The following is a 25,758-nucleotide window of genomic DNA, read 5'->3' on the forward strand; positions in this document are numbered from 1 at the left end:
TGCATACCATGGAATTTTATTTATTACAAGCCAACGAGTTAAATAGCGCCTATAACTACTTCCCTATAGCCCTGCAATTAATTTTTGGCGCAGGGTTGGTAGCAACAATGATAATTGGGTCAAGCCTTTTGGGCCCAAAAAGAAAAACGGCAGAAAAATTGCAAAATTTTGAAAGTGGCATAGAAATAAAAGGAAATGCCCGCCAACCCTTTGCCATAAAATATTTTTTGGTGGCTATCTTATTTGTGCTATTTGATGTGGAAGTAATTTTCTTCTATCCTTATGCCGTAAACTTCAGGGAATTAGGATGGGAAGGATTTATAGCCGTAACTTTATTTGTTTCGCTTTTTTTATCAGGGTTTATATATATCACTAAAAAAGGCGCTTTAAAGTGGGAAGATTAAAACAAATAAAAATGAGGTTATAATATAAGATGCTGATACTTTTTTAAAAAGTAACCTGTAGTGAAAGGGATGCGATAGGAAAAATTAGGATATAATATAAAAAATAAAACGTAAAATGGAACGCCCGGTTCAATATAACAATACCGTAAAATTTGCAGGCATACCGGAAGGATACATGGGCGAAGGTTTTATGGCAACCAGCTTTGAAAAAGTGGTAGGCCTTGCCCGCAAAAATTCAATTTGGCCCTTGCCTTTTGCCACCAGTTGCTGCGGTATAGAATTTATGGCCACCATGGGCAGTCATTATGATTTGGCACGCTTTGGTTCCGAAAGGGTAGGTTTTAGTCCACGGCAATGCGATCTGTTAATGGTAATGGGTACCATCGCAAAAAAAATGGGGCCGGTATTAAGGCAGGTGTATATTCAAATGGCGGAACCCCGGTGGGTAATGGCTGTGGGTGCATGTGCCAGCAGTGGAGGTATTTTCGATTCTTATTCCGTTTTGCAGGGTATAGATCAAATTATTCCAGTAGATGTTTATGTACCCGGTTGTGCACCAAGGCCCGAAGCTATATTAGATGGGCTTTTAAAAATACAGGATTTGGTACATAACGAAAGTTTGCGCCGCCGTAACAGCGATCATTACAAACAATTACTGGCAGGTTACGGCATTCAATAGTAAATACTTATCATCCATTAATGTATTGTTCTTAAAAAATGACAAACGAAAGGATACAGCAAAGACTTACAGAAAAATTTGGAGAACTGCTTTCTAATTGGGAGCAGTCTTACGGTATGCTTTCATTTACGGCACCCAAAGAAATTAATTTAAAAGTGTTGCAGTTTCTTTATGATGATGAGGAATTGAGGTTTCGGTTTTTAACCGACCTTCAGGCCGTTCATTTTCCTGATAATGCAGGTAGTGAACTTGCTGTTGTTTATCATTTGCATAATATGATAGATAATGTAAGGTTGCGCTTTAGGGTTTTTGCTTCAATACAAGATCCCAAAGTGTACAGCGCAACTGCAATGTATGCCGGTGCAAATTGGATGGAAAGAGAAACTTATGATTTTTTTGGGGTAGAATTTGTAGGTCACCCTAACTTAATTAGGGTGTTAAATGTAGATGAAATGGATTATTTTCCCCTGCGCAAAGAATACCCGGTAGAAGACCAAACCAGATCTGATAAAGATGATGAAATGTTTGGCAGGGGAAATTATAAAGGTTGATTTAAAAGTGAATTTGCAGCAAAGCTGCTTCAAAAAATAATATGTCAGAAGCTACAGAACATATATTGTTGCCGAAAGGTTCTTTGGAAAAGCAAACCACTACGCTAAACCTTGGCCCAACGCATCCAGCAACACACGGTGTATTTCAAAATGTGCTGGAAATGGATGGCGAACGCATCATGAAAGCCACATCTACCGTAGGGTATATTCACCGGGCTTTTGAAAAAATTGCAGAACGAAGGCCATTATACCAAATCCAGCCATTAACTGACAGGCTCAATTATTGTTCATCTCCCATTAATAATATTGGCTGGCAGCTTACCTGCGAAAAATTGCTGGGCGTTAAAACACCCAAAAGGGTAGATTACCTTCGCATTATTATTATGGAGCTAGCCCGTATTTCCGATCACCTTATTTGTAATTCAATAGTAGGTGTGGATAGCGGTGCTTATACAGGGTTCCTTTATGTAATGCAGTTTCGGGAACTTATTTATGAAATTTATGAAGAGGTTTGCGGGGCACGCCTCACCACTAATATTGGCCGTATAGGCGGCTTTGAAAGAAATTTTACACCGGTGGCATGGGAAAAGCTGGATAAATTTCTCGACGAAAAAACAGGGTATCCGGCACAATTACGAGAATTTGAAAACCTGTTTACCCGCAACCGTATTTTTATGGAACGCACCATTGGTTGCGGCGCAATAAGTGCAGAAAGAGCATTGAATTACAGCTTTACCGGCCCCAATTTACGTGCTGCAGGTGTTGATTATGATGTAAGGGTACATACAGCTTACAGCAGTTACGAAGAATTTGATTTTACCATTCCTGTTGGCAGTACCGGCGATTGTTACGATAGGTTTTTGGTGCGTAACCAGGAAATGTGGCAAAGCCTTAGCATTATAAAACAGGCCTATCAAAAAATACAAGCCATCAAAGGTGCCGATGCAGAAGTGTACCATGCAGATGTGCCGGAATTTTATCTTCCCAAGAAAAAAGATGTTTATACCAAAATGGAGGAGCTCATCTATCATTTTAAAATAATAATGGGCGAAACAGAAATGCCAAAAGGCGAAGTATATAATAGTGTGGAAGGTGCAAATGGTGAGTTGGGTTTTTATTTTGTAAGCGATGGAGGAAGAACGCCATACCGCCTGCATTTTAGGAGACCATGTTTTATTTATTACCAGGCTTATCCTGAATTAATTGAAGGAGGCTTACTTAGCGATGCCATTATTACCATGAGTAGCCTAAATTTAATTGCAGGCGAATTAGATGCTTAATAAAATTTTGTGTTTAGCAATATGAGTGTTGAATTTTCAAAAGAAAAACTGGAAAAAGTAGCTGAAATCATCAGCCACTACCCCGAAGGCAGGCAAAAAAGCGCTTTGCTGCCCGTACTGCATTTAGCGCAGGAAGAATTTGGCGGATGGCTTGATGTGCCTGTTATGAATTATGTAGCAACCCTATTAAAGCTGGAGCCTATTGAAGTATATGAAGTGGTGAGCTTTTACTCCATGTATAACCAAAAGCCCGTAGGTAAATATGTGTTTGAAGTATGCCGTACCGGCCCATGTATGGTTTGCGGATGCGATGATATCATTGATTACATCAGGCAAAAACTAAATATTGAAGAAGGCGAAACTACAACAGATGGGATGTTTACTTTAAAAACCGTTGAATGCCTTGGCGCCTGCGGCTATGCTCCCATGATGCAATTGGGTAAAATTTATAAAGAACAATTAACCCGTGAAAAAGTAGATACAATTATTGAAGAATGTAAGGGGTTGAAAGTTTAGATTTAAAATTTAAAAATTAATAATTATGGAAGCAATAATACCTTACTTAAATTTTAACGGCAATGCAGTAGAGGCTTTGGCCTTTTACTGCAAGGCTTTGAATGGTGCGGTTACCATGCAATCTACATTTGGCGAAGCCAATATGGCGCAGGATGATAATATGAAAAATAAAATATTACATGCCGTATTTGAAATGGGTAGTTTAAAGTTTATGGTTAGTGATTGTCCTCCGGGTGTAAGTACACTATCAGGCAACCAGGTAAGTTTATCGCTAAATTTTACCAGCCTCGAAGCTATCGAACATACCTTTGCTGCATTGGCTGAAGGCGGTACGGTTACGATGCCTATCCAGGATACTTTTTGGGGTGCAAGGTTTGCCATGACAAAAGATAAGTTTGGCGTACACTGGATGTTTAATTACGATTATCCTAAAAAATAAAATAATGTATCAAAAGTAAATAAGCATGCAATAAAGGGTTTGAATATTTACAATTGATTTTTGATATTGACAATGACCAAAAAAATTTTATTAAAAGACGCCAATGTTCCGGGCATAAAATCTTTTGATGTATACCGCAGGCAGGGTGGGTACAGCTGTGTAGTGAAAGCATTAAAAATGAAGCCGGAAGAAATTGTGGATGAAGTAAAAAAGAGCGGCCTTCGGGGCCGTGGCGGCGCCGGCTTCCCTACTGGTTTAAAATGGAGTTTTATAGCAAAGCCAGCAGGTGTACCACGGCATCTGGTGGTTAATGCCGATGAAAGCGAACCTGGTACTTTTAAAGACCGTTACCTCATGGAATTTATTCCGCATCTTTTGCTTGAAGGAATGATCGTGTCTTCATTTGCGCTGGGCAGTAATGTAAGTTACATTTACATACGTGGAGAATATGCATGGATAACCAATATTTTAGAAGAAGCTATTGCAGAAGCAAAGCAAAATGGCTTTTTAGGAAAAAATATTATGGGCAGCGGTTTCGATTGTGAAATTTATGTACAACGAGGCGCAGGCGCTTATATCTGCGGAGAAGAAACTGCTTTAATTGAATCGCTTGAAGGCAACAGGGGCAACCCAAGAATAAAACCACCCTTTCCGGCAGTAAAAGGAGTGTGGGAAAGGCCAACTGTGGTAAACAATGTAGAAACTATTGCTGCTGTAGTACCCATCATCAACGAAGGTGGGGAAGCGTATGCAAAAATAGGTGTAGGAAAATCCACCGGTTCCAAATTAATTTCTGCCTGTGGCAATATTAATAAACCAGGTGTTTATGAAATAGATATGACCATTTCGGTAGAAGAATTTATTTACAGTGATGAATACTGCGGCGGCATATCCAATGGTAAAAGATTAAAAGCTTGTATCCCCGGCGGCTCCTCGGTACCCATATTGCCGGCAAATTTATTGCTCACTACCGCCAAAGGCGAAAAAAGATTAATGAATTACGAAAGCCTTGCCGATGGCGGCTTTGCAACCGGCACCATGATGGGCTCTGGCGGATTTATTGTATTAGATGAAGACCAGTGTGTGGTAAAACACACTTATACCTTAGCAAGGTTTTACCGCCACGAAAGTTGCGGCCAGTGCAGCCCTTGCAGGGAAGGCACAGGCTGGCTTGAAAAATTATTGCATAAAATTGAAACAGGCAAAGGCGCCATTAAGGATATAGATTTACTTTGGGATGTGCAGCGCAGGATCGAAGGCAATACCATTTGCCCGTTGGGAGATGCCGCCGCATGGCCGGTGGCTGCCGCTATCAGGCATTTTAGGGATGAGTTTGAGTGGCATGTAAATAATCCTGAACTGTGCCTAAGGGAAAATTATGGATTGGCACATTATGCAGATGAACTTAAAGTTGATGCAGTGTAAATATTTAATAAGAAAATTTCAATTTCTGAATTAGAGAAATTAAATGATATAGGTTGTTTGATGAGAAGTTCCTGAAGTGCAGGGAATAAATAAAACAATATGGCAGACGAAATTAAAAAAGAAACCCCGGCAAAACTAAAAGTTACCATTGATGGGTTTACCATTGAGGTGGCCCCGGGCACAACAATATTAGATGCGGCACGCCAAATAAGTTTTGAAGTAGCGCCGCAGGCCATGTGCTATTACAGTAAGCTGGAAGATACAGGAGGCAAGTGCCGTACCTGCCTGGTAGAAGTAGCTGCAGGTTCTTCCGCCGACCCAAGGCCAATGCCTAAATTAATGGCAAGTTGCCGCACAACAGTAATGGATGGGATGATAGTTAAAAATACTACCAGCGAAAGGGTGCTTGATGCAAGAAAAGGTGTGGTAGAATATTTGCTTATTAACCATCCATTAGATTGCCCTATTTGCGACCAGGCCGGCGAATGTTACCTGCAGGATTTGAGCTACGACCATGGCAATTCCGGAAGCCGGTACGAATTTGTAAAAAGGACTTTTAAAAAAGAAGATATTGGCCCTTACATACAGTTACACATGACACGTTGTATACTTTGCTACCGCTGTGTTTATGTAGCTGCTCAACTAACCAACCAAAGGGTGCATGGTGTTATTGAAAGAGGCGATCATGCTGCTATTTCTACCTATATCAGCAAAGCAATTGATAACGATTTTAGCGGAAATATGATTGATGTGTGCCCTGTTGGTGCATTAACCGATAAAACTTTCCGCTTTAAAAACAGGGTGTGGTTTACCAAGCCCGTAGATGCCCATAGAAATTGCGAAACGTCAAATTGCTGTGGTAAAACAACTTTGTGGTTAAGGGGCGATGAAGTGTACAGGGTAACAACCCGTAAAGACCCTTTTGGCGAAGTGCAAAGTTTTGATGGTAAACCGGGCTGGATTTGTAACACCTGCAGATTCGATAAAAAGAAAACATGTGATTGGGTAATTGAAGGGTTAACTACCATATCCCGGCATTCGGTAATTGGCGCCAATAAATATAAAACAGATGACAAACCACAGGAAACTTTTGGAGAAGTAATGGATGGAAGGAAACCAAAATTATTGATGGACATTCATAACGTAAGTGGCGTTAATGAAGAAAACAGGGATTTGAGCAAACTCAACCGCCCTGCAAATTCTTCTGATTTTAATGATTAAAATAACAGTACTCAAAAATACTAAATGATTGACTTATTATTTTTTGACTGGGCAATGTTTATTGAAAAACTGGTGCTTATTATTGTAGTGGTTTCTGTTTCATTAGTGGTAGCCATGTACACCACTTTTGCCGAGAGAAAAGTTGCCGGAATTTTGCAGGACAGGCCGGGACCAAACCGGGCAGGGCCATTTGGCATGTTACAACCACTTGCAGATGGGTTAAAATTATTTTTTAAGGAAGAGATAATACCCAATTTTTCTTCTAAAGCCTTATTTATTTTAGGGCCGGCACTGGCCATGCTTACCGCTATAATGACCAGCGCCGTAATTCCCTGGGGCAGCAAAATAATATTACCAGGCGGCAGGGAAGTAGCGTTGCAAATTGCCGATGTAAACATTGGTATTTTATATGTATTTGGAGTGGTAAGTATGGGTGTATATGGCATTATGATTGGGAGCTGGGCAAGTAATAATAAATATTCATTAATGGGCGGGCTCCGGGCTGCATCGCAAATCATAAGTTATGAACTGGCAATGGGTATATCATTTATTGCGTTGCTAATGATAACCGGCACACTTAGTTTAAATGAAATTGTTGTACAACAACAAAAAGGGGCATTGGGTGGTTTGCTTAGCTGGAATATTTGGAAACAACCTTTAGGTTTCCTCATCTTTTTGATATGCGCTTTTGCAGAATGTAACCGTACGCCATTTGATTTGCCGGAGGCAGAAAATGAACTTATTGGAGGATACCATACCGAGTATTCATCTATGAAACTTGGCCTTTACCTGTTTAGCGAATACATCAATATGTTTATAAGCAGTGCGGTAATGGCTACATTATTTTTTGGTGGTTACGATATTCCTTTTGTGGATGAATCTTCTTTATCACCAAACATTGCGGCAATATTAGGTATCGTTTCCCTGTTTCTAAAAATCATTTGCTTTATATTTTTATTTATGTGGGTGCGGTGGACCATTCCACGCTTCCGATATGATCAATTGATGAGATTAGGATGGAGGATTTTAATTCCGCTGGCATTATTTAACATGCTGGTAACAGGAGCAGTAATTTTATTCCTTAATAAGTAAGGGTTAACATATTTTTGTAAAACTTAGTGAAAAAGAAATGCAGGCATTAACCAACAAGGCAAAACCAGTAGACAGAAGGCCAATGAACCTTTGGGAAAGGTTGTATTTGCCGGCAATATTTAAAGGTATGTTTATAACATTCGGGCATATTTTTAAGAAAAAGCCTACCATACAATATCCCGAAAAAACCCGTCCGTTCAGCCCGGTATTCAGGGGTTTGCAAATTTTGAACCGAGATGAAGAAGGGCGTGAAAACTGCACTGCATGTGGCTTGTGTGCTGTTGCCTGCCCTGCAGAAGCCATTACCATGGAGGCGGCAGAGCGTTTGCCGGGAGAAGAGCATCTTTACCGGGAAGAAAAATATGCCGCTAAATACGAAATCAATATGCTGCGGTGTATTTTTTGCGGCTTTTGCGAAGAGGCCTGCCCCAAAGATGCCATTTATTTGAGCGAAACTTTTGCGCCGGCAGATTACCAGCGTAAACAATTTATTTATAATAAACAGGATTTATTAATACCTCATCCAAAAGAAAACCCGGAGGAGTATAAAAAAGCTTTGGGCAACAGGGCCAAAAAAGAAAGTTAAAAATTACGTAAGTAAAAAAAAGAATGGTAACAGTTTTATTTTATATTTTATCGGCAATGGCAGTGGGAAGTGCACTAATGATGCTGTTTTCGAAGAATCCCGTAAAAAGTATTTTGTGGCTGATTGTGGTATTCTTTTCCATTAGCGGCCATTATGTGTTATTAAACGCACAGTTCCTTGCCATAGTCAATATTATTGTATATGCCGGGGCAATAATGGTGTTGTTTTTATTTGTGGTAATGCTCATGAACCTCAATGCAGAATCGGAACCCGTAAAAAATTACCGGCTTCGGCTGGTTGGAATTATTTCTGGCGGCTGCCTTTTTTTGGTGTTGCTTGCAGCATTTAAAGATTCCGGGGTACACAATACCGTATTGATGAAAACTGGTGAATCGGGGTTGATTGAAAAACTAGGTAAAACATTATTCACCAATTATGTGTTGCCTTTTGAAATTAGTAGCGTGCTTTTTTTAAGCGCCATGATAGGTGCAGTAATTATTGGTAAAAAAGATAAACCTGTTTAATTTATACTCATGAAAAAACTTATTATTTTAATGCTGGCCACCTGTTGCTTTACAGGAAATGTACATGCTCAAATTGATTTAAAAAATATTGACCTAAGGAAGATTGATTTATCCAAACTGGATATCGGCTCTCTTTTGGGTAAAACTATCAATGTACAAAAAGGATGGGCGCCAAAATTTGCACTGGGTAAAAGTCCAATTGATAAAATATTTAATGTTGCTGAAATTATTGGCTTAAAAAAGAATGAAAAAGCCAGCAAGCTGTTTAAAACTTTTAAAACCGGAAGAACTATTTACAAGGTTGCTGCCTATGCAGGCGCTGCAGTTGCGGTATATGGTACTGCCAGGTCGCTCAAAAATTCGGTGAAGAAAAGTGAATACCAGGTAGCCATAGCATCGGGCATAAGCACTATTGCCAGTGGAGTAATAGTAAAATTGCTTACCAAAGGCGCATCGTATAAAGCGGTGGATATTTTTAATGGTGTTGCCACAAAAACAATTAAAGACATACTTTCCATAAAACCTGCTTCGGAAACCCTGGGAGTGGGCCTTTATGTACAATTATAAAAAATGGATATTACTTATTACATAACATTATCGCTGGCCTTATTTACTATTGGTATTGTAGGCGTACTTATTCGCCGCAATGCTATACTTATTTTTATGTGCATTGAATTAATGTTGAATGCAGTAAACCTGCTGCTGGTAGCATTCAGCAAAATGCATACGGCCAATATGGCTACCGTGGCAAAAGATTCGGCAACATTTGCCAGCGATGCCCAGATTTTTGTGTTTTTTATAATGATAGTGGCTGCCGCCGAAGTGAGTGTGGGCCTTGCCATTATTGTAATGTTGTACAGGAACATTCATTCCATAGATGTAAATTTTTTGAACAGGTTAAAGAACTAATTGCCCGTAAAGGGCAACTATATTCAGGCTTATGAGTAATATTTTGAATTTAGTTTGGTTAATTCCGGTATTGCCGTTAATCGGTTTTATTATTAATGGTGCAGGCCGTAATTTTCTTTCAAAAACCGTTGCAGGCTTTTTAGGCAGTGCAGTAATACTGGTTTCTTTTGTCATTAGTATTTTGGTTTTTTGGCAGGTAAAAAATGGCCTTTCAGGTACGGTACATTTATTTGATTTTATACATATTAATACCCTCCACCTGGGCTTTGATTTTAAAATAGATGCGCTTTCATCTCTATTTTTATTGATTATTACCGGCGTGGGTTTTTTAATTCATGTATATTCCGTTGCCTATATGCATGATGAACCCCAGAAAGATTTTGCACGGTATTTTTCTTATTTGAACCTTTTTGTGTTTATGATGTTGCTGCTGGTATTGGGCAACAACTTTGTAATTATGTTTATTGGCTGGGAGGGCGTAGGTCTTTGCTCATATTTGCTTATAGGTTACTGGTTTAAAAACACAGAATTTACCAATGCGGCCAACAAAGCATTTAATATGAACCGTATAGGTGACTTCGCATTTCTGCTGGCGGTTTTTTGGATTGTGTTAAGGGTAGGTTCACTCGATTTTAATATAGTATTTAGCCAGGAAACACTAAGCAAATTTTCTGTTACCGATATTACGGGCATTACTTTATTATTATTAGTTGGCGCTACGGGTAAAAGCGCCCAAATACCATTGTATACCTGGCTGCCCGATGCCATGGCCGGTCCAACACCGGTGAGTGCTTTAATACATGCAGCCACCATGGTTACTGCTGGTATTTATTTAATTGCCCGCAGCAATGCATTATTTTCACTGGCGCCTTTTACACAATCAGTTATTACCATTGTAGGCCTGGCAACTGCTTTGCTTGCAGCTTCAATTGCCATCAGGCAAAATGATATTAAAAAAGTATTGGCCTATTCAACCGTGAGCCAATTGGGTTTTATGTTTATTGCATTAGGTACCGGTTATTATGTTGCTGCTGTTTTTCATGTACTTACTCATGCATTTTTTAAGGCGCTATTATTCCTTGGCAGCGGCAGCGTAATACATGCAATGGGCGGCGAGCAGGATATTCGTAAAATGGGCGGCTTGCATAAACACATGAAAATAACGAGCATTACTTTTCTTATTGGTTGCCTGGCAATTTCCGGCATTCCCGGCTTATCGGGTTTCTTTAGTAAAGATGAAATACTTGCCGGTGTTTTCGGCAGCAATAAAATTTTTTATGGGCTGGCTTTGTTTGCTGCATTGCTTACGGCTTTTTATATGTTTCGCTTATACTTCATCACATTTACCGGAAAGTTCCGAGGTACATCGGAGCAACAGCACCACTTGCATGAAAGCCCATGGTTAATGACTTTGCCATTGATAACTCTTGCCGTATTAAGTGTAATCGGCGGTTATATTGGAGTGCCCGAAGTGTTGGGCGGCCATCATGAACTTGCTCAATTTCTTTCGCCTGTTGTGCCACACGAAAATTTTCATTTAAGCCATAGTACAGAATATATATTAATGGCTTTGTCTACTTTATTGGTTATAGCCTCTATTTTATTTGCCTGGTTCAAGTTTAAAAATTACCAGGGCGAAGGAGATGCAAAAGGCTTTGGAAAAATTTTGCGAAACAAATGGTATGTAGATGAATTGTATGATGCAATAGTGGTACAACCACTAATGGCGCTATCTGCATTTTTAGATGGTATTGCAGAGAAAAAAGGGATTGATGGTACGGTGAATGGCGTGGGAAAACTGGTAAACTATGCCAGCAGGCAGGCACGCTTGTTACAAAGCGGGCAGGTAGGCGCTTATGTACTGCTGATGGTACTGGGCATGATTTTATTATTTGTAATTCAATTGTTCGTGTAAATTAAAATATTGCATTTTGGGTACTTATATTACTTTTCCTGAATTGTTGGTTTGGCTGCCGTTTGTTGCCGGTATACTTTGTTTTTTTACGGGCAAAGAAAAAGCTGCTAAAACCCTGGCTTTTCTTGCCTCTATTGTGGTATTTGTTGTTTCGCTTACCAGCCTTTGCTATAGTGATGAACAATATTTTTCTTATAACAATGTAGTGTACTATTGGTTAAAATATTTGGGTAGCAGTATTTTTTTCAGCCTCGATGGTTTGTCCCGGTTGCTTACTTTGCTTACGGCATTGGCTTACCCGCTCATAATTGCTGCTACCTGGAGAAGGAAGATTAAAAATGCACCGGCTTTTTTTGGATTAATGTTGCTTGCACAAAGTGGTATTATGGGTGTGTTTACGGCGCAGGATGCTTTGTTGTTTTATTTCTTTTGGGAACTGGCACTTATACCTGTTTATTTTTTGAGCAGTAAATGGGGCGATGAAAGGCGCATACAGGCAACTTTTAAATTTTTTGTGTACACTTTTGCCGGCTCTTTATTGATGCTGGTAGGTATTATTTATGTGTATTTGCATACTGCGCCACGTACTTTTTCTGATGGCACTTATGCTGCACATTCTTTTTTACTTTCATCCTTTTACAACGCATCACTAAGCGGCGCCGAACAAACCTGGTTATTTTGGTTGTTCTTTGTTGCCTTTGCCATTAAAATGCCGGTTTTCCCTTTTCATTCCTGGCAGCCAGATGTTTATGATCAGGCACCTGCGCCGGTTACCATGGTACTCAGCGGCATCATGGTTAAAATGGGCTTGTACGGCGTACTAAGATGGCTGTTGCCTGTGGTGCCATTGGCTTCGGTAAAATTTGCCCATGTGGTAATGGTGCTTTCGGTAATTGGAATTATTTATGCAAGTTGTATTGCCCTGGTACAGGATAACCTTAAAAAATTAATTGCTTTTTCTTCAATTGCTCATATTGGATTAATGAGCGCTGCAATATTTTCATTTAATGAGTTATCTATAAAGGGCATGATGTTTCAAATGCTTGCACATGGTATAAGTGTAATTGGATTGTGGATGGTTGCAGAATTACTGGAGCGGCAGGTGAATGTGAGAAAAATGAGCGAATTGGGCGGTATTGCAAAAAAAGCACCAGCTTTAACCATCTTTGCCGTTATAATTGGTTTGGCCAATCTTGCTTTGCCACTCACCAATTCATTTGTTGGCGAATTTATGATGCTGAGCGGGTTGTTTAGTGTAAATAAATGGTATGCGGCAATTGCAACATTAAGTGTTATACTGGTTTCGGTTTATACATTAAAGATGCTGCAAAAGATTTTTTATGGCAATACCAATGCGGCAACAGATCATGTAAAGGATATTTCTATAGATGAAAAAGTTGCCCTTTCAATAGTGGTTGTGGGTATCATAATTACGGGGGTATTTCCACAGCCTGTTTTTGACCTTACCAGCGATGTGGCCAACTGGATATTAATGAAATTAACCTAATGAACAGGTATAAATAATTTGGAGAAATAAAATTATGAATGCAATAGTATTTTCTGCTTTATGGGGCGTGCTGATGATGTTTGCCGGCGTTTTTTTAAAAAACAAAGCAATGGCAAGGCCTATGGCAATTGGCGGGGCATTAATAGGGCTTATTGTTAGCGTACTGGAGTTGCAAAGTGGCAACCCTTTGTTTGCTTATGATGCATTACATCATTTAAAAACCAATAACTTCAACCTTACATTTATTATTATTGTTTATGCTGCGCTGCTTCTTTTCTTTTTGTTGAGTGGGAAGGATATTGAAAAAGTGGGAAAGCATATCCCCGAATATTTTGCCCTTCTTTTCTTCATAATGTGTGGGGTATGTATCTCTGCTACATTCAACACTTTATTAATGTTGTTCCTGGGTATTGAAATAATGTCTATCCCATTATATATCCTCACCGGCAGCGATAAGCGCAATTTAAAAAGTAATGAAGCCGCTTTAAAATACCTTTTGCTGGGCAGTTTTTCTACCGGTATTTTATTACTGGGCATCACTTTTATTTATGGCGGCAATGCTAATGGGTCATTTTATATAGACAGGATACAAATAGGTATGGGGAAGTTATCGGTGATGATGGCAATAGGCATTGTATTGTTAATGATTGCCCTTTCATTTAAGGTTTCGGCTGCCCCTTTTCATTTTTGGGCTCCCGATGTTTACGATGGTGCGCCAACAGTATTTACCTCGTTCATGCTAAGCATTATTAAAGTGGCGGGTTTTGTGGCGTTTCTCCGCCTGTTTGATACTTCTTTCAATAATGTTCAGCAGCAATGGCAAAATTTGATTGCATTAATAATTCTGGCAACGCTTGTAATTGGTAATATTACGGCGGTTTTTCAGCAAAGTGTAAAAAGAATGATGGCCTATTCGAGCATAGCGCAGGCCGGATTTATGCTTTTTGCCATTTTTGCCCTTGGCCAACCGGCAAAAGAAGGGCTTATTTTATATGCTGCAGCTTATTGCCTGGCATCAATAGGTTTTTTTGCCATACTTCTTAAAATGAAAGATTATACTATTGATGGTTTTAACGGATTAGGAAAAGAGCAGCCTGTACTTGGTTTTGTTGCTACAGTTTGTTTGTTGTCTTTAACTGGTATTCCCTTAACAGCAGGGTTTTCGGCAAAGTTTTATATGTTACTTGCCGCTGTTAACAGTGGTAAATTTCTTTGGTTGGTAATTGTTGCCGTATTAATGGCAGCAGTAAGCGCCTATTATTATTTTAGGGTTATACAGGCAATATATTTTAAACCTGCTCCGGGGGAACCAATAGTAGAAAATGAAGAAATAACTACTGGTTTTAAATTTTGGCTGATAGTTACTGTAGCGCTCATTATTCTTTTTGGTGCTTATCCTGAAGCGTTGCTGGGCTGGTTATATTTTTAATACATCTTTTAAGGCTTAAAGCCTAATTTCGCCTTATGGCATCCAATGTTAAAGAATCTATTGCATTAAGCTGGGCAAATGTTAAGAGCAATAAATTGCGTACTATAATTACCGTTATAATAATGGCGCTGGGTATTTTTGCTTTGATACTTATCATTACTGCAATAAGGGCGGCAAGCAATAGCTTAACAGATAGCTTCTCTACCATGGGTTCCAATACATTTGGTATTAGGTACAATGCAAGGTTCATGCGTTTTGGAAATAATCGTGGCGGAAATGTACAAAAGAAAACCCCCGAAAGGCAAAAAAAATCCAATATCGGCATCCCCATAAGTTTTACCGAAGCCAAAGAATTTAAAAACAGGTATACATTTCCAGGAACGGTTACCAGTATAGCCTTAATGGGAGCAAGTGAAATTGTGGCCAGTTACAATAATAAAAAAACCAATCCTGATATAAATATTTTTGGCGCTGATGAAAACTATGTTGATCTAAACGGGTACAGTGTAGCAACCGGAAGGAATTTTACACCCGTAGAAGTAAATTCGGGCAGCAGTGTATGTATTTTGGGAAGTTCCGTTGCCGAAAAGCTATTTGCCGGTAATGCGAATAAAGCCATTGATAAAGTAGTGAATGTAGATCACCGGCCCTATAAAGTTATTGCCGTTTTAAAAGACAAAGGCTCAAGCGCTTTTTTTAATACCGGAAGGGTAGTGCTATTACCTCTTACCAATGTAAGGCGATATTACAGTACCTCCAGGTCGTCCTATAGTATTGCCGTAAAAGTGAGTGATATTAAAATGATTGATGTTGCTTCGGGTGAAGCTACTGCTGTTTTTCGGCCTATCCGCAAATTACAGGTAACAGACGATGATAATTTTTCTATAGATAAAAGCGATAGCATTGCAGAAACGGTTATTAACAACCTTAGCTGGCTGGAGAAAGGCACTATAGGTATTGCATTTATTACCTTAATTGGCGCCGCAATAGGGCTTATGAATATTATGCTGGTAGCCGTAAATGAACGTACCAAAGAAATTGGGCTACTTAAAGCATTGGGCGGAACCAGGCAGGATATACGAAGGCAGTTCCTTTTTGAATCTATTTTAATAAGTTTAATGGGCGCTGCCGCTGGTATTGTTGCCGGCATCTTAGTAGGAAATATAGTGGCCATATTGCTCAAAACAGGTTTTGTATTGCCCTGGGGATGGGTACTTATTTCCATTATTGTATGCAGCCTTACCGGCCTAGTAGCAGGCTTGTACCCTGCTTATAAAGCCTCCAACCTCGATCCTATAGTAGCGCTCCGGTATGAATAAGCTGGGGAAAAATACTGTATTACATTAGTTCTCTATATTTTTATTTTATTTTTTTTGTATTTCTGCCCTTAAACTTTCAATTATTTTATTAACTTGTTGGCTCGTTTTGTTAAGAGAGAAAAATTATTAATTTTTTTCCTTAGCATTGCAAGACTAAATTTAAGCACCAAAAAATTATCAACTTCACTTTCTAAAATTAGAAATTTATGGCAGACATCAAACCAACTGCAACTTCAAAACCGGTTACATCGGTTCAGGCAAAAAAATCAAGTAACATTATTTCTTTGATCGCCCCGGTACTGTGTGTAATAGTCGCCTATATTTTTTGGCGGTTTTACCTGGGTAACGCCGATGCGTTTACTCATGTAGGCACTGGCTGGTTTTGGCCAAGCCACGAAGGGCTGAAAGACCCGGCCTCAATTCATAAAATGTATTTGGGTGGTATTATTGTGCCTATCCTTATCGGTTGCTTTTTAACCGTAATGGTATTTGTGGTAGAGCGTTTCATTACCATCAACAGGGCAAAAGGTAATGGTAATATTGCCGACTTTGTCCGTAAAGTACAATATCACCTTGCCAATAAAAATGTAGATGCCGCCATTGCAGAATGCGATAAACAAAAAGGATCTGTAGGCAATGTAATGAAAGCAGGCCTGCACAGGTACAAAGAAATGGTTTCTAATACCGAGTTAAATACCGAACAAAAAGTATTGGCTATTCAAAAAGAAGTAGAAGAAGCAACTTCACTTGAACTGCCAATGATGGAAAAAAACCTGGTGTTTCTTTCTACCATTGCCTCTGTTGCAACCCTGCTTGGGCTGTTGGGTACGGTATTGGGAATGATACGCTCTTTTGCTGCACTTGGAGAAGACAGCGGAGGAAGTGGCGCTGCTCAAAAACTTTCTGTAGGTATTGCCGAAGCCTTGTATAATACAGCTTTGGGTATCGGTACTTCAGCAATTGCCATTATTTTCTATAATATATTTACTACTAAAATTGATGCTATTACTTACGGAATTGACGAATCGGGCTTTACTTTAACCCAGTCTTTTGCTTCCCTGTACAAATAATTTATGGAAGCAGGGATTTTTTGCATCTATATAGTAGAAAACATTATAAAATAATTTCAGCATGCCAAAAGTTAAAATACCACGTAAGAGCACAAATATTGACATGACGGCAATGTGTGATGTGGCGTTCCTTTTGTTAACTTTCTTCATTTTGGCTACCAAGCAAAAGCCACCGGAAGTGCTTGCAGTTACTCCTCCAAGTTCTATTTCGGCTAAGGCGGTGCCGGATAAATCCATAATGATAACGCTCACCAAAGACGGAAAAGCTTTCCTGATGTTGGGAGATGACACTAAAAAGGGTGAAATTTTGGAAAATGTTAACCTTACCAAAGGGCTAAACCTTTCTGCACCTGAACTTACAAAATGGAAAAAGCAGGAGTTTTACGGTTTGCCTTTTAATATGGTTAAAAGCGCATTGGGCTTAAGCCAGCAGTTGCCAGCTACCAAGATGCCCGGCATACCCATTGACAGTGCTAATAATGAAATGACCGATTGGATTAGAAGCATATCAAATGTGTATGCAGGTTCCGATCAGCGTACGTTACAGGAAATGCTTCTCGTAAAAGGAGATAATGAAACACTATACCCTCAATTTAAATCTATTAAACAGTCTTTAAAAAAGAACGATATTTTTAAATTCAGGATAGTAACCAATGGCGAATCTGTTCCTATAGGTTCGGAATTGTACAACGAATCGGTTTCCGGAGCAGGTGCTAAATAACTTTATTTAATAAACACATAAAATATTTCCAATGGCAGAAATGGATACCTCGTCGGGTGGCGGCCATAAAAAAGGGCCCGGCGTAAAAAAATCTAAAAAACTATCAACCAGGGTTGATCTTACGCCAATGGTGGACCTCGGCTTCCTGCTGATTACCTTCTTTGTGTTTACAACAACCATGAGCCAAAGTACGGCCATGAACATGAACGAGCCCAAAGATGATGATACCACCCAGCAACTAAAAGTAAAAAACTCAGGCGCTATGACTATTTTGCTTGGGCAAAAAGATCAGGTTTATTACTACTTTGGCCAGTTAGACCCCAATACTTTAAGCGAACAGTTTAAATCTTCAAGCTTTAAAGATATAAGGGATATTATTGTAAAGAAAAAGAAGAGTACACCCGAGGGAGATTTGATGTATATAATTAAATCTGCCCCAAAATCCACATTTAAGAATGCCATTGATATATTGGATGAAATGAGTATATCTGCCATAAAACCCGGCCATTATGCTGAAGTAGATATTACGCCGGCAGAAATGGAACTCATAAGGCTTACAGAGCAGGCCAATGGTATAAAATAAATTTGTGGAATTTATAGCATTATTGAATCTATACAATAAACCAACAGTATTACAATGGATGTAAATAAAATTTTAAATGCCGATATTCTGGACATCTTATTTGATGGAAAGAATAAGGAATACGGAGCATACCAACTGCGTAAAAATTACCCTAAAACCATGACAAGGGCGCTGCTCATAACTGCGGCTTTGATTTTGCTGGTATTTTTGGGATCTTTACTGGCCAATAAAGTTGCCAAAAAATCAAATGCAGAGATTGATGTATTGGAAACGCAAATGGCAGACATTAAAAAAGATGAGCCACTTCCGCCTCCGCCTCCGCCTCCGCCTCCACCACCCACACCACCGCCACCACCGGAAATTAACCAGGTAAAATTTGTGCCGCCAAAAGTGGTAAAAGATGAAGAGGTAAAACCCGATGAAAAAATTGAAGAAGTAAAAGAAGACCAGGCCATCAGCACTAAAACAGTTGAAAGTGATAATAAATCACAAGTGGTACAGGCTCCTGTAGAAGACAAAGGTACAAATGTAGTAGAAGCGCCAAAAGTGGATGAAGATGAAAATAAAATTTTCAATAAGGTAGAAGTTGAAGCCAGCTATCCGGGTGGACAAGCCAAGTGGATACAATTCTTAAAAAGTAAATTAAATGCCAATGAACCGGTAGATAATGGCGCCCCTCCCGGGGTTTACCAGGTAATTGTAAGGTTTATTGTAAGTAAAGACGGTACCATTAGCGATGTAAAAGCAGAAACCTCACATGGCTATGGTATGGAAGAAGAAGCTGTAAGAGTAATTAAAAATGGGCCTAAGTGGACTCCGGCTCTTCAAAACGGCCGTAACGTAAATGCCTACCGCCGCCAGCCTATTACCTTCCAGGTGAACGAAGAATAAGCACAATTGATTTTTTTAAAATATAAGCTCCCGTTTCCGGGGGCTTTTTTGTTGTTTAAAATTTTACAATAAGCAATCATCAATTTTATGGGTAAAGAAGAGGGCAGTTAGTTGATAAAGTGTATCATTTGTTGCTGACATAAAAATTCCATTTTTGATTAACTTATACATTTAATCCGGTTGATTATTGTGGGTTTAAAAAAAAAAAAAATTTAAATTTTTTTTTATGGAATAGATAGTAATAGTGCTTCTATATAAAAAACAAACATGGTTACCATGGAAGCAAATACAATTTTATATGCAGATCTGCTGGACATTTTATTTGATGGAAAAAATAAAGAATACGGCGCTTATCAGCTACGAAAAAAATATCCGGATGCAATGGCAAAGGCATTGCTTAGCATTGCAGCTTTGTTGCTTCTTTTTTGGGCAGGAAATTTACTTGCTCATAAAATGGTAAGAAAAAGCAAAGCAGAAATTTGGTGGAAAGAAGTAAGTATTGGAGAAATAAAAGAAGATAAATTGCCGGAGCCACCGGCTTTGAAACCTTTACCCAAAACAGTTTTGCCAAAAAAAGTAAACCAGGTGAAATACGTAACACTAAAAGTTGTTGACGATAAAGAAGTAAATCCCGATGAAAAAATTGAAGACATTAGTGAAACCCAGGTTATCAGCACCGAAACTATAAAAAGCGAAATTACTACACAAGTGATAAAGGTACCTGTAAAAGAAGAAGGAACACATGTTTTAGATGATGCAGGAAAAAGCAGTGATAAAGAAATAGATTTTGTAAAGGTAGAGGTAGAAGCAAGTTTCCCCGGCGGACAGGTTGCCTGGATACGCTACCTCAAAAGTAAATTAAACGCAAATGAACCTGTAGAAAATGGCGCATCACCTGGAATTTACCAGGTAATTATTAAATTTATTGTAAGCAAAACCGGAGCAATAAGCGAAATAAAAGCAGAAACATCCTTTGGCTATGGAATGGAAGAAGAAGCCATAAGAGTAATTAAAAATGGGCCTAAATGGGTGCCGGCACTACAAAATGGTACTTACGTAAATGCCTACCGCAGCCAGCCCATAACTTTCCAGGTAAACGAAGAATAAAATCAAATTTTCTTTTTTATCAGCTCCTGTTTCGGGGGCTTTTTTATTTATATTTACATGTGTAGTTTGCAAATATCTTATTACATAAAATGGATGTACAAACAGATTTAACCGATACAATTGTAGCATTAGCTACGCCTCAGGGTATTGGAGCAATTGGCGTAATTCGCATTAGCGGAAATAAGTCATTAAGCATTGCCAACAGCTTATTTCCTCATAAAAATTTAATGCAGCAATATTCGCATACGCTTCATGTGGGTGTACTCAGGTATAAAAAAGAAATACTGGATGAAGTGGTAATTGGCCTTTTTAAAAACCCTGCATCTTATACCGGCGAAGATGTGGTGGAAATAAGTTGCCATGGATCAGCATTTATTCAATCAAAAATTTTGGAAGCAATTATTGCACAGGGTGCGGTACTGGCAAAGCCGGGTGAGTTTACCCAACGGGCTTTTTTAAATGGTAAGCTCGATCTTGCACAGGCAGAGGCCGTTGCAGACCTTATTGCGGCAAATTCAAAAGCGGCACAGCAAACGGCGCTAAACCAGTTAAGGGGCGGATATTCAAAAGAGTTGAATGATTTAAGAGAGCAGTTGATAAATTTTGCAGCTTTAATTGAGCTTGAACTTGATTTTTCCGAAGAGGATGTGGAATTTGCCAATCGCTCCCAATTGAAAAAACTCATACAGACTTTTCAGGAAAAAATAGCCCAACTCATAAAATCATTTCAGCTGGGCAATGTAATAAAAAACGGGGTTGCGGTAGCCATTATTGGCCAGCCCAATGCAGGCAAATCTACTTTGCTTAATAGTTTACTCAACGAAGAAAGGGCTATTGTAAGCAATATTGCCGGTACCACAAGAGATACCATTGAAGAATCTCTTAATATTAATGGAATTATTTTCAGAATTATTGATACAGCGGGAATAAGAGACCACTCAACCGATACTATAGAAAACCTGGGCATAGAACGGAGCCGGCAGTATGCTGAAAAAGCCGGCATAATTATTCATTTACACGATGCATCCGGAAATAAGTACGAAGACCAAAAAATTGCAAAATGGTTAAAACCTTATGCAACCAAGGTTATTGATTTGTATAATAAAGCCGATATTTTACAGGAAGAAATGGGTAATGAAAGGACTGATTTACTGTTGATGCAAGGATATATTAGTGCAACAAATACAAATGATATTTCCCTGGTAAAGGAAATGCTTTATAATAAAGTTGTAGAAGAAGATATTACTTTAGAAAATACCATTGTAACCAATGCAAGACACCTTACCGCATTAAGAGAAACACAAAAAAGCCTTAATGCAGTAGAAAAAGGGCTTACTCAAAAAATTAGCGGCGACCTTATGTCGGTAGATATCCGCAGGGCATTGCATTATATAGGCGAAATTACGGGTAGGGTAGAAGTAGACAAGGATATTTTAGGAACCATCTTTGGAAAATTTTGCATCGGAAAGTAACGCTACTATTGAACCTTCAAAAACCCTTGTTCCGTATTTTTTTGAAATGCCAGGCTGCGTTACTTCAATAAAAAAACAGCAGTAATTTACTGGAAACTTACGTAAATTTAATACCTCAACCCAAAAAAATTTTTGAGTGAATAGTATGAAGTAAAAGGAAAATAAAATAAAACGCTCATCATTTAGAATATCAGTTTATGCAAGCCAAAACGGTAAAGGGAAAATATCCCAGGGAAATTCAACTGGCATTGCAGCAGCACCTCAACGAAAATTTTAAACCTACACTTGCCATTGTATTTATTTCTGTAAAGCAGGACAGGAAAGCTATTTGTGAAATACTTCAAAAAGAAGAAATAGATGTCTTCGGCGCCACTTCCTGCGGAGAATTTATTAACGGCCATCAGAGCGAAGGAGAAATTGTTGTTTTACTTTTTGATATGGCAAAAGAGTTTTATTCTATTTTATTTGAAGAGATTAATGATAGAAGCATCAGTGATGCCGTATCTAAACTGGCAAATGATGCACTTCAAAAATTTAAGAATCCAGGAGTAATAGTTTGCAGTACCGGCATGACTGCAAAGGGAGAATATTTTGATGGCGAAACTTTTGTAAGAAGCCTTGAAAACTATTTTGGCACGGATAAAATATTCTTTGGCGGAATGGCAGGGGATGATTGGACGTTTTCTGGTACTTATGTTTTTAATAATCAGCAGGAAACTGATTTGGGTATAGTGGCACTAGTGGTGGACATGGACAAAGTAAGCCTGAATGGAATGGCTATAACGGGATGGAAACCTATGGGAATTTCAAGGACAGTAACCAAAAGCAAAGGGACGCTACTTTATACAATTGACAACAAACCTGCAATAGAAATGTATTTTAAATATCTAGGTCAAACGGAGAAGTTGGATGACAAGGACTTTAATATGTTTAAAGAAATTTCCATTCATTATCCGCTTATTGTAAAAAGGGAGACGGGAGAAACTGTTCTGCGTTCCCCGATGAGTATTGACCATGTTGAAAATGCTTTAGTGATGGATAGTGAAATGCAGGAAGGAACCGAGTTTTGGTTTACAGTACCGCCTGATTTTGATATTGCGGAAGAAATCATTGCACAGGCAGAACAAATAAAAAGTGAAAACATGGGTGATGCGGATGCATTACTTATTTTTTCCTGTGCGGGAAGGCCACCGGTATTAGGCCCGCTGGTAACTGTCGAAAACAATGGTTTAGCCGATGTTTGGCAAACGCCTATGGCTGGGTTTTTTACATATGGAGAATATGGAAGGGCTAAAAACGGAAGACAGGAATTTCATTCCGGTGCTTGCTGCTGGGTGGCTTTGAAAGAAAAATAAAAGTATGGTGTTTAAAAATCCTTGGCTATTAATATTTTTCAAAAATAGAGTTATCAACCATTTTATTAAACTAAAAATCAAAGCTAACATGATAAAAAAAATAAATTACTTAAGCCCATTACTAATTGTAGTAATTATTGCCGCAAGTTTTTTTAATACAAGCTGTAACCAACATGCTCCTGCAACAGAAAAAACGGAGATAAAAAGAACTGTAGAAGAACCTGCAAAACCTGAATTCTATTTATATCGTCCAGAACTGGAAAAAACTTACGGATATTCTCATGCTGTAAAAATTGGAAATGTGATTAAAATATCCGGGGCAGTAAGCATGGATAGTGTAGGTACCCTTTTGGCGCCTGGTAATTTGGAACAGCAAATGAAGAACTGCTATAGCGATCTGGAAAAAATTTTAGCACATTACGGATGCACATTTGATGATGTGGTAGTAGAAAATATTTTTACAACCAACATGCAGGAGTTTATAAAAGTATGTGGCTACAGGGCGGGCTTGTATAAAAAACATTTCCCCGCTGGTAATTGGATAGGCGTTAAAGAATTGGCGTTGGTAGGGCAACTGATAGAAATAGATATGGAAGTTCATAAATAAACAAAATAAAATTGGGAACGGCTGCATGAGCAGCCGTTCCCAATTTAAACAACAATAATTTATTTGCCATGAAGATAATAACAGGATTGCTTACTTTGATTTTTATTGCTTCTCTATTTTCCTGCACCCAACCTGCTGCTATATCCGAGACCTCAAAAATTGATACTGCAAAGGAGCAGCAGCAAATCAATACCCTGCTTGATTCTTTTAACAGGGCTGCTGCAAAAGCAGAATACAAAGCCTATTTTAATTTTTATACCGATGATGCCATTTTCACCGGCACAGATGCTACCGAGCGCTGGGATAAAAAAGAATTTATGCAATGGGCAAAACCAATTTTCGATAAAGGTCGTGCCTGGAATTTCACTGCGCTGCAACGCCATATTTATTTTGATAAAACCGGAATGTTTGCCTGGTTTGATGAATTATTGAATACGCAAATGAAAATTTGTCGTGGCTCAGGTGTGTTGGTGAAACAAGGCAATGATTGGAAAGTGCAGCAGTATATTTTATCGGCAACGGTTCCTAATATTGTAATGGATTTTGTAATAAAAATTAAAACGCCGGTTGAAGATTCAATTATTAATAAGTTATCTGAAAAATAATGAGAGCAAAATCTATTAAAGGAAAATCTACCAAAGAAATTCAATCAGCGTTGCAAGAAAGTATGTATGATGGATACAAGCCTACTCTCGCCATTGTATTCCTTTCTGTAAAACAAGACAGGGAAGCTATTTCTAAGTTATTAGACGAAAAAGGCATACAGATATTTGGCGCTACCACTGCAGGAGAATTTATTGATGGCGAAATTGAAGCGGGCAGCATTGTGATATTACTGCTCAACATGAATTCCGATTGTTTTAAAATAGAATTTATTGAAACCAACAGAGAGGCCGCATTCGAAGATGCAAGCAAATTGGGTATCACCGGAAAAGAAACTTTTGATAAACCTGCATTTATCATTGCAACGGGAGGAGTGGCTTTGGATGGAGAAGAAATAGTAGAAGGAATCATACATGGTTTTTCAATAGCTTCTTCATCAGAAGGAAAAGATGTAACCATATTTGGCGGTAAGGCAGGAGATGACCTGGCACTGGAAGAGACTTTTGTTTTTACCAACGGAAAAAGTAGAAACAATTCATTGGTAACACTCATTATTGATGAAGATAAAATTGACGTAAGAGGTATTGCTACTTGTGGCTGGAATGCGATTGGCACTACAAAAACAGTTACTAAAAGCGAAGGTAATATTGTCTATACCGTTGACAATAAACCGGCATTGGATGTGTTACTGAATTTTCTTGGCGTTGAGATAAAGCAGGGTGGCGATAAGGAAATCGTAACCTTTCTAAGCTCCTGGTATTACCCGGTGCAGGTAGAACGTGAAAATACTGGCCCTGTAATTCGTACCGCCATGTTTGCCAATCGCAAAGACCGCTCACTTATTTTTTCGGGCAATGTGCCGCAGGGTTCAAAAATAAAATTTGCGATGCCACCTGATTTTGATTCCATTGATAAAGTTGTTGCAGATTGTAAAAGCATTAAAGACGATGCACAACAGCAAGCCGATGCCCTGATTATGTTCTCCTGTGTGAGCCGTCATTTATCGTTTGGAATGGTAATAAAAGAGGAGATAGAGCAGGTTCAAAAAATTTGGAATGCGCCTATGGCAGGCTTTTTTACGTATGGAGAATATGGAAAATCTCAAACCGGTAAAAATGAATATCACAATAATGCATGTTGTATGGTAGCGTTGAAAGAATTGTGAGATAATGGTGAATTTTGAATGGTGAATTGATGTTGGTAAGCGTAGGGAGGTTGTTTAAACTTTATCAATATTCTTTGAACTTAAAAAAAGGGATGCTGACAATATTGAAAAAACTTTTAATAAAACTTAAAATTGAACTCGATGAAAAGTATTTATTGTGATTATTCAACCACTTCGTGGTTGTCGTATTCGGGTATGCAGTTTCCCTGCATTTCAAACAGGGTTATTAAAATTAAATCCCTGCCTGTCCGGTCAGGCGGGCTTTCAGGATTATTCGTTGCTAAAACCACGAAAAAAAACTAAAATTATTTTTAATTGAAAAATTTCGAAAAGTACATGGGGAAATTAATTGTAAAAAGTTATTAAAAAAACAAAAGGCTTAAATGAA

Annotated in this window: 27 protein-coding genes; all 27 read left to right on the plus strand. The window is 38.6% G+C overall.

What is annotated here, in order from left to right:
- Positions 1-8: 8 nt before the first annotated feature.
- The 27 genes from ndhC (at position 9) to IPO46_12275 (ending at position 25,370) form a co-directional block, all read left to right on the plus strand.
- Positions 9-404, plus strand: coding sequence for an NADH-quinone oxidoreductase subunit A (gene ndhC, locus IPO46_12145; protein ID QQS62817.1), 396 nt, complete (start codon positions 9-11; stop codon positions 402-404).
- Between the two features lie 115 nt (positions 405-519).
- Complete coding sequence (locus tag IPO46_12150; protein QQS62818.1) at positions 520-1,083, plus strand: NADH-quinone oxidoreductase subunit B; 564 nt, start codon at positions 520-522, stop codon at positions 1,081-1,083.
- A gap of 38 nt (positions 1,084-1,121) precedes the next feature.
- Positions 1,122-1,634: an NADH-quinone oxidoreductase subunit C gene (locus IPO46_12155; GenBank protein QQS62819.1), complete on the plus strand. Its 513-nt coding sequence runs from the start codon at positions 1,122-1,124 to the stop codon at positions 1,632-1,634.
- 41 nt (positions 1,635-1,675) lie between these two features.
- Positions 1,676-2,914: an NADH-quinone oxidoreductase subunit D gene (locus IPO46_12160; GenBank protein QQS62820.1), complete on the plus strand. Its 1,239-nt coding sequence runs from the start codon at positions 1,676-1,678 to the stop codon at positions 2,912-2,914.
- A 21-nt stretch (positions 2,915-2,935) separates the two neighbouring features.
- Positions 2,936-3,430, plus strand: coding sequence for an NAD(P)H-dependent oxidoreductase subunit E (locus IPO46_12165; protein QQS62821.1), 495 nt, complete (start codon positions 2,936-2,938; stop codon positions 3,428-3,430).
- Positions 3,431-3,455: 25 nt separating this feature from the next.
- On the plus strand, positions 3,456-3,869 hold the full coding sequence (locus IPO46_12170; GenBank protein ID QQS62822.1) for a VOC family protein: 414 nt from the start codon (positions 3,456-3,458) through the stop codon (positions 3,867-3,869).
- A 72-nt stretch (positions 3,870-3,941) separates the two neighbouring features.
- Positions 3,942-5,294: an NADH-quinone oxidoreductase subunit NuoF gene (gene nuoF, locus IPO46_12175; GenBank protein QQS62823.1), complete on the plus strand. Its 1,353-nt coding sequence runs from the start codon at positions 3,942-3,944 to the stop codon at positions 5,292-5,294.
- A 99-nt stretch (positions 5,295-5,393) separates the two neighbouring features.
- Positions 5,394-6,515 carry a (2Fe-2S)-binding protein gene (locus IPO46_12180; GenBank protein QQS62824.1) on the plus strand — a complete coding sequence of 374 codons (1,122 nt, stop codon included), beginning with the start codon at positions 5,394-5,396 and terminating at the stop codon, positions 6,513-6,515.
- A 24-nt stretch (positions 6,516-6,539) separates the two neighbouring features.
- A complete protein-coding gene (gene nuoH / locus IPO46_12185) occupies positions 6,540-7,607 on the plus strand; it encodes an NADH-quinone oxidoreductase subunit NuoH (protein QQS62825.1) in 1,068 nt (355 codons plus the stop codon).
- A gap of 37 nt (positions 7,608-7,644) precedes the next feature.
- A complete protein-coding gene (locus tag IPO46_12190; protein ID QQS62826.1) occupies positions 7,645-8,193 on the plus strand; it encodes an NADH-quinone oxidoreductase subunit I in 549 nt (182 codons plus the stop codon).
- A 23-nt stretch (positions 8,194-8,216) separates the two neighbouring features.
- Complete coding sequence (locus tag IPO46_12195) at positions 8,217-8,717, plus strand: NADH-quinone oxidoreductase subunit J (protein ID QQS62827.1); 501 nt, start codon at positions 8,217-8,219, stop codon at positions 8,715-8,717.
- Positions 8,718-8,726: 9 nt separating this feature from the next.
- Positions 8,727-9,284 carry a hypothetical protein gene (locus IPO46_12200; protein ID QQS62828.1) on the plus strand — a complete coding sequence of 186 codons (558 nt, stop codon included), beginning with the start codon at positions 8,727-8,729 and terminating at the stop codon, positions 9,282-9,284.
- 3 nt (positions 9,285-9,287) lie between these two features.
- Positions 9,288-9,626: an NADH-quinone oxidoreductase subunit NuoK gene (gene nuoK, locus IPO46_12205; protein ID QQS62829.1), complete on the plus strand. Its 339-nt coding sequence runs from the start codon at positions 9,288-9,290 to the stop codon at positions 9,624-9,626.
- A gap of 31 nt (positions 9,627-9,657) precedes the next feature.
- Positions 9,658-11,541, plus strand: a complete 1,884-nt coding sequence (gene nuoL / locus IPO46_12210; protein QQS62830.1) for an NADH-quinone oxidoreductase subunit L — start codon at positions 9,658-9,660, stop codon at positions 11,539-11,541.
- Positions 11,542-11,569: 28 nt separating this feature from the next.
- On the plus strand, positions 11,570-13,048 hold the full coding sequence (locus IPO46_12215; protein QQS64409.1) for an NADH-quinone oxidoreductase subunit M: 1,479 nt from the start codon (positions 11,570-11,572) through the stop codon (positions 13,046-13,048).
- A gap of 34 nt (positions 13,049-13,082) precedes the next feature.
- Entirely contained in the window at positions 13,083-14,477 is a 1,395-nt protein-coding gene (locus IPO46_12220; protein QQS62831.1) for an NADH-quinone oxidoreductase subunit N, read from the plus strand.
- A gap of 35 nt (positions 14,478-14,512) precedes the next feature.
- Positions 14,513-15,796, plus strand: a complete 1,284-nt coding sequence (locus IPO46_12225; protein QQS62832.1) for an ABC transporter permease — start codon at positions 14,513-14,515, stop codon at positions 15,794-15,796.
- Positions 15,797-16,002: 206 nt separating this feature from the next.
- On the plus strand, positions 16,003-16,866 hold the full coding sequence (locus IPO46_12230) for a MotA/TolQ/ExbB proton channel family protein (GenBank protein ID QQS62833.1): 864 nt from the start codon (positions 16,003-16,005) through the stop codon (positions 16,864-16,866).
- Positions 16,867-16,927: 61 nt separating this feature from the next.
- Entirely contained in the window at positions 16,928-17,587 is a 660-nt protein-coding gene (locus tag IPO46_12235; protein QQS62834.1) for a biopolymer transporter ExbD, read from the plus strand.
- A 31-nt stretch (positions 17,588-17,618) separates the two neighbouring features.
- On the plus strand, positions 17,619-18,170 hold the full coding sequence (locus IPO46_12240; GenBank protein QQS62835.1) for a biopolymer transporter ExbD: 552 nt from the start codon (positions 17,619-17,621) through the stop codon (positions 18,168-18,170).
- 54 nt (positions 18,171-18,224) lie between these two features.
- Complete coding sequence (locus IPO46_12245; protein ID QQS62836.1) at positions 18,225-19,061, plus strand: TonB family protein; 837 nt, start codon at positions 18,225-18,227, stop codon at positions 19,059-19,061.
- Between the two features lie 276 nt (positions 19,062-19,337).
- Entirely contained in the window at positions 19,338-20,168 is an 831-nt protein-coding gene (locus IPO46_12250) for an energy transducer TonB (protein ID QQS62837.1), read from the plus strand.
- Positions 20,169-20,257: 89 nt separating this feature from the next.
- Positions 20,258-21,640: a tRNA uridine-5-carboxymethylaminomethyl(34) synthesis GTPase MnmE gene (gene mnmE / locus IPO46_12255; protein ID QQS62838.1), complete on the plus strand. Its 1,383-nt coding sequence runs from the start codon at positions 20,258-20,260 to the stop codon at positions 21,638-21,640.
- A gap of 197 nt (positions 21,641-21,837) precedes the next feature.
- Complete coding sequence (locus tag IPO46_12260) at positions 21,838-22,995, plus strand: FIST C-terminal domain-containing protein (GenBank protein QQS62839.1); 1,158 nt, start codon at positions 21,838-21,840, stop codon at positions 22,993-22,995.
- An 88-nt stretch (positions 22,996-23,083) separates the two neighbouring features.
- On the plus strand, positions 23,084-23,602 hold the full coding sequence (locus IPO46_12265; protein ID QQS62840.1) for a RidA family protein: 519 nt from the start codon (positions 23,084-23,086) through the stop codon (positions 23,600-23,602).
- Between the two features lie 68 nt (positions 23,603-23,670).
- Positions 23,671-24,207 (plus strand): nuclear transport factor 2 family protein, encoded by a 537-nt coding sequence (locus tag IPO46_12270; protein QQS62841.1) that lies wholly within the window; start codon positions 23,671-23,673, stop codon positions 24,205-24,207.
- On the plus strand, positions 24,207-25,370 hold the full coding sequence (locus IPO46_12275; GenBank protein ID QQS62842.1) for an FIST C-terminal domain-containing protein: 1,164 nt from the start codon (positions 24,207-24,209) through the stop codon (positions 25,368-25,370). The genes IPO46_12270 and IPO46_12275 overlap by 1 nt, the downstream gene beginning before the upstream one ends.
- Positions 25,371-25,758: the final 388 nt, after the last annotated feature.

Source organism: Chitinophagaceae bacterium, from assembly GCA_016699815.1.
Taxonomy (GTDB): Bacteria; Bacteroidota; Bacteroidia; order Chitinophagales; family Chitinophagaceae; genus Ferruginibacter.